1 pseudogene is annotated in these 231 nt (G+C 33.3%); it reads left to right on the top strand.

Features of this window, described 5'->3' with window-relative positions:
* Positions 1 to 199, top strand: a pseudogene (locus tag ACRHOC_RS15290) (NAD(P)H-dependent glycerol-3-phosphate dehydrogenase); the annotation flags it as partial.
* Between the last annotated feature and the right edge of the window lie 32 nt (positions 200 to 231).

The raw sequence follows: 231 nt of genomic DNA, 5'->3' as shown, positions 1-231 counted from the left end.
AGGATATACCGTAATGTCTGCAATGATGGAAATGAATATGGTTGCGGAAGGGTATTATGCTACAAAGTGTGCGCAATTGCTCCACCAAAAGAATAAGAAGAAAACACCACTACCAATAATCAATGCTGTTTATAGCGTATTATATGTAAACAAAAACCCAAAAAAGGTTTTTAAAAAATTGACCGAAAGACTAGACTAGTAATTCGACTACTTCACTAAAATTCCTTTAAA

The sequence above is a fragment of the Winogradskyella poriferorum genome (genome assembly GCF_050618035.1).
In the GTDB taxonomy this organism is placed as follows: domain Bacteria; phylum Bacteroidota; class Bacteroidia; order Flavobacteriales; family Flavobacteriaceae; genus Winogradskyella; species Winogradskyella poriferorum_A.
The sequence above is the reverse complement of the archived record's forward strand: the minus strand, read 5'-3'. Positions and strand labels throughout refer to the sequence as shown.